Source organism: Tistlia sp., assembly GCF_040905785.1.
In the GTDB taxonomy this organism is placed as follows: domain Bacteria; phylum Pseudomonadota; class Alphaproteobacteria; order Kiloniellales; family DSM-21159; genus Tistlia.
The window spans coordinates 71,485-81,158 of sequence record NZ_JBBDQW010000052.1 but is presented as its reverse complement, the minus strand read 5'-3'; the positions used below and the strand labels follow the sequence as shown (position 1 = coordinate 81,158).

Genomic DNA, 9,674 nt, shown 5'->3' with positions numbered 1-9,674 from the left:
CTCTTGCGCCCCGGCCTTTTCGTCTTGCCGCTTGTTCGGCTCGCTCCCGACGGCGGGTCGGGCCGCCGGTCACAAGCCGTCGCTCACAGGCCGCCGCTCAGTCCTCGGGGCCGGCCTGCTCTTCGTCGGGATCCCCGCCGGGACCCTCAAGCATGGCTTCGGCGACAAGGCCGGCGTTGGCGCGCACCGCCTTCTCGATGGCCTGGGCGATCGCCGGGTTCTCCTTGAGGAAGCTCTTGGCGTTCTCGCGCCCCTGGCCGATGCGCTGGCCGTCGTAGGAGAACCAGGCGCCCGACTTCTCGACGACGCTGGCCTGGACGCCGAGGTCGAGCAACTCGCCGGTCTTGGAGATGCCCTGGCCGTACATGATGTCGAACTCGACGATGCGGAACGGCGGCGCGAGCTTGTTCTTGACGACCTTCACCCGGGTCTGGTTGCCGACCACGACCTCCTTGTCCTTGATCGCGCCGATGCGGCGGATGTCGAGCCGCACCGAGGCGTAGAACTTCAGCGCGTTGCCGCCGCTCGTGGTCTCCGGGCTGCCGAACATGACGCCGATCTTCATGCGGATCTGGTTGATGAAGATGACCATGCAGCGCGACTTGGAGATCGAGCCGGTCAGCTTGCGCAGCGCCTGGCTCATCAGCCGCGCCTGCAGGCCCGGCATCTGGTCGCCCATCTCGCCCTCGAGCTCGGAGCGCGGCACCAGGGCAGCGACCGAATCGACGACCAGCACGTCGATCGCGCCGGAGCGCACCAGGGTGTCCGCGATCTCCAGGGCCTGCTCGCCGGCGTCGGGCTGGCTGATCAGGAGCTCCTCGACCTTGACCCCCAGCTTGACGGCGTAGGTCGGGTCAAGCGCGTGCTCGGCGTCGATGAAGGCGCAGGTGCCGCCGGCCTTCTGGGCCTCCGCGACCACGTGCAGGGCCAGGGTCGTCTTGCCCGAGGATTCGGGCCCGTAGATCTCGACGACCCGACCGCGCGGCAGGCCGCCGATGCCGAGCGCGATGTCGAGCCCGAGCGAGCCTGTCGAGACGGTGTCGATCTGCACGACCTCGCGCTGGCCGAGCTTCATTACCGAGCCCTTGCCGAAGGCCCGCTCGATCTGGGTCAGCGCCGCCTGCAGGGCGCGCTCCTTGTCAGCCTGTTCTTTGCCCACGAGCTTCAGTGCCGGTTCCGCCATGAGAGATGTCCCTGTATTCCACGCCGCGGCCCCGCGCCGCAATGTGGATTGAACGTACCGTCTCCGTTCGCTTTTTGCAACAAAAAGGGAACAAACAGGGATCTTGTGGCGACCTTGCGCGGCACTGCGCGCCCCGGGCTGCGAAGTCCTGCACGCGATGCGTGCCGCGCGGGAACAAACCGGGCCCTGCGGCGCCTGCGGAAGGAGGGAGCCAGGCAGGTCGCGGTCAGCGCTCGCCCATGACCTCCTTAACCTTGCTCGCCAGCTGCTTGAGGCTGAAGGGCTTGGCGAGGAAATAGATGCCGCTCTCCTCGCCGATCCGGCGCCGGAAGGAATCCTCGGCGTAGCCGGAAATGAAGATCACCTTCAGGGTCGGGTGGTGCTCGCGCACCACCTTGACCAGGGCCGGGCCGTCGACCTTGGGCATGACCACGTCGGTGACCAGCAGGTCGATGTCGACGGCGCCCGCGCCGCCGCGCAGCAGCTCGAGCGCCGCCTCGCCCGAGCGCGCCTCCATCACCTCGTACCCCTTGGTGCGCAGCACCCGGGCCGAGAAGGCGCGCACCGCATCCTCGTCCTCGACCAGCATCACCTTGCCGATGCCCGAGAGGTCGCGGTTCTCGCTCGCCTCCAGAACGGCCGGGCCGGGCGCCGCTAGGTGCTCAGGCAGGTGGATCGAGAAGGTCGTGCCGCGGCCGACCGAGGATTCGACGCCGACGAAGCCGCCGGTCTGCTTGACGATGCCGTAGACCGTCGCGAGGCCGAGGCCGGTGCCCTCGCCGACCTCCTTGGTCGAGAAGAAGGGGTCGAAGATGCGGCCCATGATCTCCTTGGGAATGCCGCAGCCGGTGTCGCTGACCTCGATGGTGACGTAGCGCCCGGCGGGCATGACGTCGCCGCCGATCCGGCGCTCGTGAGGCAGCGCCAGGTTGGCCGTGCGGATCGCGAGCTCGCCGCCGGTCGCCGCCATGGCGTCGCGGGCGTTGACCACCAGGTTGATGATGACCTGCTCGAGCTGGCCCTGGTCGGCGCGGATCGTGCCGAGGCCGCGCCCGTGGACAACCTTGAACTCGATCGCCTCGCCGATCAGCCGGCGCAGCAGGTGGGCCAGCTCGGCCAGCACGTCGGTGACGTTGAGCACCTTCGGCTGCAGCGTCTGCTGGCGCGAGAAGGCGAGCAGCTGGCGGACCAGGTTGGCGGCGCGGTTGGCGTTCTGCTTGATCTGCATGATGTCGGCGAAGGACTGGTCGCCAGGCCGGTGGCGCAGCAGCAGCAGGTCCGAAAAGCCGATCATCGCGGTCAGCAGGTTGTTGAAGTCGTGCGCGATGCCGCCGGCGAGCTGGCCGACCGCCTGCATCTTCTGCGACTGCGCGAACTGCGCCTCAAGAGCCTTCTGCTCGGTCAGGTCGAGCAGGTGGACGATCGCCCCGCCGCCCCCGGCGCCGGCGCCGGCGCCGCGCAGGGTCAGCTGGCAGACCGTGTCGCGGGCGCCGCCGAGACGGACCTCGAGGGGTTCAGCCGCCGTGCCGTCGGCCGTGCCGACCTGCGTCATCGCGGTGGCCAGGGCACTGCGATCGGACTCGATCAGGAAATCGGCCAGCGGCCGTCCGGTCAGCGTGCGCTCGCCGGCGACCATGGAGGCGAAGGTCTTGTTGTGCTCGACGACGACGCCCTCGGCATCGAGCTGGGCGACCCCGATCGGCGCCTCGTCGAGGAAGCGGCGGAAGCGCAGCTCGCCCTGTGCCAGGGCGTTCTCGGCCGCCCGCTCCTGGGCCAGGTGGCGGACCACCGAGCGGGTGCGCAGCCGCCCCGGCCCGTCCTCCAGCACCTCCTGGGTGATCGAGACGCGGAAGCGGCCGCCGGCGGCGTCCAGGAAGTCGGCCTCGCCGCGTCTGCGGTCGCCGCCGCCGAAGGGCAGGTAGGCCGGCAGGTCCTCGGCCGGCTCCGCGAGCACGTCGCGCAGGGACAGGCCGCCGAGCAGCTCGCCGCGGCTGCGGCCGAGCCAGTTCGCCAGGGTGGCGTTGACGTACTCGAAGCGCCCGCTGGCCTCGACCGAGTAGACGCCGACCGGCGCGTACTCGAAGAGGTCGAGCAGGCGGTCGCGCTCCTCGGCCATGGTCTGCTCGATCTGGCGGCGGTCGGTCACGTCCTGGGCGATCCACATGACCTCGCCGGAGTCGTGGCCCAGGCCGTGGGCCTCGACCTCGATCCAGCGCTGCTCGCCGCCGCCCTCGGCGAGCACGACCTCCTCGCGGCCGCCGAGCCCGCGCGCCGCCTTGCCGGCCAGCCGGACCAGGCGCTCGCGCATCTCCTCGTCGCGCGCGCGGACCCCCAGCTCCTCGGGCAGCACGCCGCTGCGGCCGTAGGCCTGCCGGGCCGCCTCGTTCGAATCGAGCAGCTCGCCCGCGCGGCCGACGATCTGGGCCGGCCGGTCGAAGGCGGCGAAGCCGCGGATGACGCGGTCCGCGCGCCGCCGCCTGGCCCGCTGCGTCCGCCAGAGGGCGAAGCCGGCCAGGAGGCCCAGCCCCAGGCCGGCGGCCAGAGCCGCCGCGAGCGGCCAGAGCCCGATCGCTGAAATGCCGCTTCCCAAAGGCTCAATTCCCCTGCTGTCGCGCGCCGCCGGCATAGTATCGCCGGCGACGAGCGTTCTCCTAAGTCATGGTCGACCGAAAGCCTAGCGCGCCGGCAGGCGGCCGCGCAGGCGCATGACGTAGCCGATCACCTCGGCGACCGCCTTGTAGTGGGCCGGCGGCACCTCCTGATCGATGTCGACGCCGTCGTAGAGCGCGCGCGCGAGCAGCCGGTTCTCGACGATCGGCACGTCGTTCTCGCGCGCGACCTCGCGGATCTTCTGCGCCATGAAGTCGACGCCCTTTGCGACCAACACCGGCGCGCTCATCACCTCGCCCTCGTACTTCAGGGCGACGGCGAAGTGGGTCGGGTTGGTGACGATGACGTCGGCGCCCGGCACCGCGGCCATCATGCGCTGGCGCGCGCGGTCCTGGCGCAGCTGGCGCAGCCGCGCCTTGACGATCGGGTCGCCTTCGGACTGGCGCATCTCGTCCTTCACCTCCTGGCGGGACATGCGCAGCTTCTGCATCGACTTGTAGCGCTGGAACAGGTAGTCGGCGCCGGCGATCACGGACATGGCGGACAGCACGCCGATCAGCACGCGCAGCGCCTCCTGGCGCAGCAGCAGGAGCAGCTGCTCGACGGAGAGCTCGGGCAGGTCCATGTAGGACTGCCAGCGCGGCGCGACGAGCACGGCGATGATCGCGCCGACCAGGCTCAGCTTCAGGACCCCCTTGGCGAATTCGACCAGCGCGCGCTGGCCGAACAACCGCTTGGCGCCGGCGATCGGCGAGAGCTTCTCCAGCTTCGGCTTGAGCGATTCCGCCGAGAACAGGATGCCGCCCTGCAGGGCGTTGGCGGCCAGCGCCGCCGAGATCGTCGCGGCGAAGGGCAGCGCCATGGCCAGGGCGACGTCCCACAGCAGGCCGGCCAGGACCAGCCGCGCGCCGTCGCCGTCGACGACGATCAGGTGCGGCTGCTCCAGGAAGGGCAGCAGCGCCCGCCCGAGCTGGCCCAGGAACATCGGCGCCAGCAGCCCGACCGTGGCGGTCAGGGCAAGAATGATGAACCAGTGGTTGACCTCCTGGGAGCGCGCGACGTCGCCCTTCTCTCGGGCTTCGCGCAGCTTTTTCGGGGTCGGCTCCTCGGTTTTCTGGGAGTCGTCGCTGTCGTCGGCCATCGGCGGCGCTCCTCAGGGTGCGATGAAGAACAGCAGGCGTTCCTCGTAGGCGGCGAGGAAAACGCGCATGACGACCGGCAGCGACAGCCCCAGCACGACCAGGCCCAGCCAGATCTGCAGCGGGATCGCGATGAAGAAGATCTGGACCTGCGGCATCAGCCGGGCCAGCAGGCCGAGGCCGAGGTAGAAGATGCCGGCCGTGGCGACGACCGGCGCCGCCAGCTTCATGGCCAGGAGGAAGCTCTGCGCAGCGGTCCGCGCGATCGTCTCGGACAGGTCGCCGGCCGGCAGCGGCCCGCCCGGCGGGAAGATCAGGTAGCTGTCGACCGCGGCGCTGATCGGCAGGTGATGCAGGTCGAGGGTGAAGATCAGCAGCAGGCCGGTCAGCGACAGGAAGTTGCCCGCGATCGAGCCCTGCTGCTGCGAGGTCGGGTCGTTGATCATGGCATTGGCGAGCGAGGTCATGTTGGCGATGATCATGCCGGCGACGCCGAGCGCGCTGGTCAGGATGCGGGCGATGGAGCCCAGGAACAGGCCGATGACGATCTCGCCGAGCAGCAGGACGACCAGGGCGACCGGGGCCGCGGGCGCCGGCGGCAGTCCCGCCGCGACCAGCGGCAGGGCCAGGAGCGTCAGCAGGGCGGCAAGCCCGAGGCGAGCCCGCGCCGCCACGAAGGCCTCGCCGATCCCGGGAATCACCATCATCACCGAGCCGACCCGCGCGAAGACCAGCAGGAAGGCGAAGACCTGAGCCGGAAGGAGCTCGCTGAGCATCGGCCGTTCAGCCGAGCGAGACGATCCGGTCCATCACCCGCTCGGTGAACTCGACCAGGCTCGACAGCATGAAGGGCAGCAGCAGGATCAGCGACAGGAAGATCACGACGATCTTCGGCACGAAGGACAGCGTCATCTCCTGCATCTGCGTCAGCGCCTGGAACAGCGCGATGATCAGGCCGACGATCAGCGCCAGCAGCAGGATCGGCCCGCCGACCTTGAGCATGGTCCAGACCGCCTCGCGGCCGATCTCGAGGGCGTCGACGGCATTCATCTAAAATATCGGGCTCCGGACGGAGGAGGCCCGGCGCAGCTGCCGTGGCGAACTGGTGCCGGACGGACGTGAGAAAGCGGCGGGCCGGAGGCGCCGTCAGATCGGCATGCGCAGGATGTCCTGGTACGCCTGGATCGCCTTGTCGCGCAGCGTCGTCATGGTCTGCAGCGTCAGCTCGGCCTTGCTGACCGCGACCACGACCTCGTTGAGGTCGGCCTGGCCGGTCGCGGCCATCACCGACTGGTTCTCGCCTTCACGCATCTGGCCGACCGCCGAGGTCATGGCGCGCTCGAGAGCGGCCGAGAAGCCGTCGTCGAGCTGGCCGCTGCGGAAATCCAGGCCCTGGCTCTGGCCGGGCATCTGCACGGCCTTGCCGGCAGCGCGGGCGTAGGCCCCTGCCGCCTCGTTGAAATTGATCGCCATCCTCAGCCCTCCGCGGCGAGCTCTCGCAGCTCCCGCCTGCCCGTGGAGCCGTCCTGGCCGTTCGTTGTCGCGCGCCGTCCTGGCGTGCGCCGGTAATTCGGTCCTGCGCTAGCGCAGGATGCCCAAGGTCTGCTCGAGCATGGTCCGCGAGGTCTGCAGCACCTTGAGGTTGGCCTCGTAGGAGCGCTGCGCCTCGCGCATGTCGCTGACCTCGATCAGGGTGTTGACGTTCGGGATCAGCACGTAGCCCTCGGCGTCGGCGGCCGGATGGCCGGGATCGAAGCGCCGCGAGAACTCGGACTTGTCCGTCGAGATGTTCCTGACCTCGACGAGCGGCACCTCGAGCTGCCGGTCCATGCGCTCGCCGAAGGAGATCGTCTTGCGGCGATAGGGCTCGGCGCCGGGCGTCTGGCCGGTCGAGCTGGAGTTGGCGATGTTCTCGGAGATCACGCGCACGCGCGTGCCCTGGGCCTTCATGCCGCTCGCGGAGATGTGCAGGCTTTTGTAGAGGTCCATTTCGCCTTCGCCTCAGGCCGCCCGCTAGCGCGCGCTGCCGGTCAGGGCCATGCGGAACATGCCCATGTACTTGCTGTAGAGGTTGGTCACGGTGGCGTGGTCCATCTGGGTCTGGGCCATCTTGACCAACTGCTCCTCGACGACGACGGCGTTGCCCGCGGGCGACGCCTCGTATTGCTCGCGGGTCTCGCGCGCCGGCGTGCCCTTCGCGTTCTCCAGGGTGCCCGGGATGTGCCGACTCTCGGTCTTGGCAGTCCGCAGGGCGGCGCCGGTGTTGCGCAACTCGCGCACGAAGGCGTCCGCGGCCAGGTCCTTGGGTACGTAGCCCGGCGTGTCCGACTGGGCGATGTTCTGGGCGATCACGTTCTGGCGCTGGGACAGCCAGTCCAAGCGCTTCGCGAACACCTCGAACAGCCCGATCTTTGCCGTCATGCCGCCACCGATCTTTCGCCGGTGCCGCAGGTGACACCGGAGCCTGAGGTTGCGCGCAGCTTGTTAAGATCGGGTAAAAGCTGATAGAGGGGTTCCAGATTGGGACGGAGACCGCGCCGGTACGGCGCCTGACGGGGACAAGGGGCCGCCACCGCCCATGCTCTATCTTACCCGCAAGATAGGCGAGTCCGTGGTAATCAACGACGACATCGAAGTGACGGTCGTCGATATCCGCGGCAAGTCGATCAAGCTAGGCTTCACCTTCCCGGAGACGGCGACGGTGCTGCGTCGCGAGATCTATGAGCGGATTCAGGAAGAGAATCGCGCCGCGGCGGCCGGCAGCGAGGTGCTGGCCGAGGCCTTCCGCGGCAAGGGCCCGCCGGAGCCCGCCGAGGCACCCTCGCCGAGCTTCCCCGAGGGCGACGACAAGCCAGAATCCTGAGTCCGCTCTTGCAGGCCCGCGCCTGCCGCGCCCGATCTGCGGCGGCTTCAAGCATTCGTTAAGCATGATGCGGCAAGGATGCGCTGCGTGACGGCACGGCCGCCGTCGCCCCAGCAGCAGCGAGCCCAGCCTTGTCCCAGACAGTTCCCGACAGCGACCTGGCCGTCGCCCTGAGCCGGACCAGCGAGGACGGCACCGTGCGCCTGGTGGCCAAGGGTCGCGGCGCCCTCGCCGAGCAGATCCTGGAGATCGCCTTCGCCGAAGGCGTCGCGGTGCGCCACGACGCCGACCTGGCGGAGGTGCTGGCCGCGGTCGAGATCGACTGCGAGATCCCGGTCGCCGCCCTCGGCGCCGTCGCCGAGATCCTAAACCGGCTCTACCGCGCCAACCTGGAGATCAGCCGATGAGTCGACCCCTTCAGGAGGCGGATGCGCTTCTCGACAGCATCGAGAGCCGCCTGACAACCGCCCGCGCCGCGCTCGAGGCCGGCCACCTCGGCGCTCTCGAGGGCCTGGAGGCGGACGTGGCGCTGCTGGGCGAGCAGGTCGCCGCCCTGCCCGCCGACCGGGCCCGGCAGCTGCGGCCGCGCCTGATCGGCGTGATCGACGAAGTGGACCGCCTGAGCGGCGACTTCCGCACCGGCCTCGACCGGCTCGCCAAGGACCTCGGCGAAACCGGTCGCCGGCGCCAGGCCGTCTCTGCCTACAGCCAGAGCCAGCAGACCAAGCCGGGCGGGCGCTGACACCGTGGACCTTTCCGGATATCTGCAGTTCGTCGCCGCCCTGGCCCTGGTGCTCGGGCTGATCGGCGCCCTCGCCTGGCTGGTCCGGCGCAGCGGCGTCGCCGGCAACCTCATGCCGACCTCGGCCCGCAAGGGCGAGGGCCGGCGCCTCGGCGTCGTCGAGGTGCTGTCGCTCGACCCGCGCCGCAAGCTGGCGCTGGTGCGCTGCGACGGGCGCGAGCACCTGCTGCTGCTCAACCAGGGTCCGGCGCCCGACCTGATGATCGCGACCACCGGCGGCCCTGAGGCCGGCAGGGAAGAGCCCGCCGAGCCCGCTGCCCCGCCCGCTGCTCCCGACTTCGCGACGACCCTGGAGCAGAGCCGATGATCCGCCTGTTCCGCCGACTCGCGCCGGCGCTCGCCGCCGGCGCCGTCCTCGGCTGGCTACTCGGCCTGCTGGCCGAGCCGGCGGTGGCCCAGAGCTTCTCGCTCGACCTCGGCGAGGGCGAGGGCGAGGGCTCGGCGACGGGCCGCATCCTGCAGCTGGTCGCCCTGGTCACGGTGCTCAGCCTGGCGCCTTCGATCCTGGTGATGGTCACCTCCTTCACCCGCATCGTCGTCGTCCTGTCGTTCCTGCGCAGCGCGCTCGGCATCCAGCAGACCCCGCCGAACTCGGTCCTGATCTCCCTGGCCCTGTTCCTGACCCTCTTCGTCATGATGCCGACCATGGAGCAGGTCTACGACGAGGCGATCCTGCCGCTGGTCAACGAGGAGGTCGACGAGCTGACCGCGCTCGAGCTGGCCGCCGCGCCGGTGCGGACCTTCATGCTGGGCCACGTCCGCGAGCAGGATCTGCGCCTGTTCATGGACATGGCCGGCATCGACACGGTCGAGGGCCCGGACGACACGCCGATGCGCGCGCTGATCCCGGCCTTCATGATCAGCGAGCTCCGGCGCGCCTTCGAGATCGGCTTCCTGCTGTTCCTGCCATTCCTGATCATCGACATGGTGGTCGCCTCGATCCTGATGTCGATGGGCATGATGATGCTGCCGCCGGTGATGATCTCCCTGCCCTTCAAGCTGATCTTCTTCGTGCTGGTCGACGGCTGGTACCTGGTCGCCGGCAGCCTCGTCGCCAGCTACGGATAGCGGGGGGGC

13 protein-coding genes are annotated in these 9,674 nt (G+C 69.8%); 5 read left to right on the top strand and 8 right to left on the bottom strand.

The features are described from left to right. Window positions 1–97 precede the first annotated feature (97 nt). From recA to flgB, 8 genes are all read right to left on the bottom strand, one after another. Complete coding sequence (gene recA / locus WD341_RS12210) at window positions 98–1,183, bottom strand: recombinase RecA (RefSeq protein ID WP_368425735.1); 1,086 nt, start codon at window positions 1,181–1,183, stop codon at window positions 98–100. 226 nt (window positions 1,184–1,409) lie between these two features. After that, a complete protein-coding gene (locus WD341_RS12205; protein WP_368425734.1) occupies window positions 1,410–3,773 on the bottom strand; it encodes an ATP-binding protein in 2,364 nt (787 codons plus the stop codon). 84 nt (window positions 3,774–3,857) lie between these two features. Beyond that, window positions 3,858–4,934, bottom strand: coding sequence for a flagellar biosynthesis protein FlhB (gene flhB / locus WD341_RS12200; RefSeq protein WP_368425733.1), 1,077 nt, complete (start codon window positions 4,932–4,934; stop codon window positions 3,858–3,860). 12 nt (window positions 4,935–4,946) lie between these two features. Beyond that, complete coding sequence (fliR, locus tag WD341_RS12195; RefSeq protein WP_368425732.1) at window positions 4,947–5,708, bottom strand: flagellar biosynthetic protein FliR; 762 nt, start codon at window positions 5,706–5,708, stop codon at window positions 4,947–4,949. A 7-nt stretch (window positions 5,709–5,715) separates the two neighbouring features. Next, on the bottom strand, window positions 5,716–5,982 hold the full coding sequence (fliQ, locus tag WD341_RS12190) for a flagellar biosynthesis protein FliQ (protein WP_368425731.1): 267 nt from the start codon (window positions 5,980–5,982) through the stop codon (window positions 5,716–5,718). A 96-nt stretch (window positions 5,983–6,078) separates the two neighbouring features. Continuing rightward, window positions 6,079–6,405, bottom strand: coding sequence for a flagellar hook-basal body complex protein FliE (gene fliE, locus WD341_RS12185; protein ID WP_368425730.1), 327 nt, complete (start codon window positions 6,403–6,405; stop codon window positions 6,079–6,081). A 108-nt stretch (window positions 6,406–6,513) separates the two neighbouring features. Further along, window positions 6,514–6,921, bottom strand: a complete 408-nt coding sequence (flgC, locus tag WD341_RS12180; protein ID WP_368425729.1) for a flagellar basal body rod protein FlgC — start codon at window positions 6,919–6,921, stop codon at window positions 6,514–6,516. Between the two features lie 24 nt (window positions 6,922–6,945). After that, window positions 6,946–7,353 carry a flagellar basal body rod protein FlgB gene (gene flgB, locus WD341_RS12175; protein WP_368425728.1) on the bottom strand — a complete coding sequence of 136 codons (408 nt, stop codon included), beginning with the start codon at window positions 7,351–7,353 and terminating at the stop codon, window positions 6,946–6,948. A gap of 157 nt (window positions 7,354–7,510) precedes the next feature. Here flgB and csrA point away from each other — a divergent pair, with 157 nt between their 5' ends. From csrA to fliP, 5 genes are all read left to right on the top strand, one after another. Further along, entirely contained in the window at window positions 7,511–7,795 is a 285-nt protein-coding gene (gene csrA, locus WD341_RS12170; RefSeq protein ID WP_368425727.1) for a carbon storage regulator CsrA, read from the top strand. 131 nt (window positions 7,796–7,926) lie between these two features. Further along, complete coding sequence (locus WD341_RS12165; protein ID WP_368425726.1) at window positions 7,927–8,202, top strand: EscU/YscU/HrcU family type III secretion system export apparatus switch protein; 276 nt, start codon at window positions 7,927–7,929, stop codon at window positions 8,200–8,202. After that, complete coding sequence (locus tag WD341_RS12160; RefSeq protein ID WP_368425725.1) at window positions 8,199–8,537, top strand: hypothetical protein; 339 nt, start codon at window positions 8,199–8,201, stop codon at window positions 8,535–8,537. Before WD341_RS12165 ends, WD341_RS12160 begins: the two co-directional genes overlap by 4 nt. 4 nt (window positions 8,538–8,541) lie before the next feature. Then, window positions 8,542–8,904: a FliO/MopB family protein gene (locus WD341_RS12155; RefSeq protein ID WP_368425724.1), complete on the top strand. Its 363-nt coding sequence runs from the start codon at window positions 8,542–8,544 to the stop codon at window positions 8,902–8,904. Then, entirely contained in the window at window positions 8,901–9,665 is a 765-nt protein-coding gene (fliP, locus tag WD341_RS12150; protein ID WP_368425723.1) for a flagellar type III secretion system pore protein FliP, read from the top strand. Before WD341_RS12155 ends, fliP begins: the two co-directional genes overlap by 4 nt. Window positions 9,666–9,674: the final 9 nt, after the last annotated feature.

Excerpts from the sequence above, each read along its gene's own strand:
- csrA (WP_368425727.1), top strand. The coding sequence starts at position 7,511 with ATGCTCTATCTTACCCGCAAGATAGGCGAGTCCGTGGTAATCAACGAC.
- fliE (WP_368425730.1), bottom strand. The coding sequence starts at position 6,405 with ATGGCGATCAATTTCAACGAGGCGGCAGGGGCCTACGCCCGCGCTGCC.
- fliP (WP_368425723.1), top strand. The coding sequence starts at position 8,901 with ATGATCCGCCTGTTCCGCCGACTCGCGCCGGCGCTCGCCGCCGGCGCC.
- recA (WP_368425735.1), bottom strand. The coding sequence starts at position 1,183 with ATGGCGGAACCGGCACTGAAGCTCGTGGGCAAAGAACAGGCTGACAAG.
- flgB (WP_368425728.1), bottom strand. The coding sequence starts at position 7,353 with ATGACGGCAAAGATCGGGCTGTTCGAGGTGTTCGCGAAGCGCTTGGAC.
- WD341_RS12160 (WP_368425725.1), top strand. The coding sequence starts at position 8,199 with ATGAGTCGACCCCTTCAGGAGGCGGATGCGCTTCTCGACAGCATCGAG.
- fliR (WP_368425732.1), bottom strand. The coding sequence starts at position 5,708 with ATGCTCAGCGAGCTCCTTCCGGCTCAGGTCTTCGCCTTCCTGCTGGTC.
- flhB (WP_368425733.1), bottom strand. The coding sequence starts at position 4,934 with ATGGCCGACGACAGCGACGACTCCCAGAAAACCGAGGAGCCGACCCCG.
- flgC (WP_368425729.1), bottom strand. The coding sequence starts at position 6,921 with ATGGACCTCTACAAAAGCCTGCACATCTCCGCGAGCGGCATGAAGGCC.
- fliQ (WP_368425731.1), bottom strand. The coding sequence starts at position 5,982 with ATGAATGCCGTCGACGCCCTCGAGATCGGCCGCGAGGCGGTCTGGACC.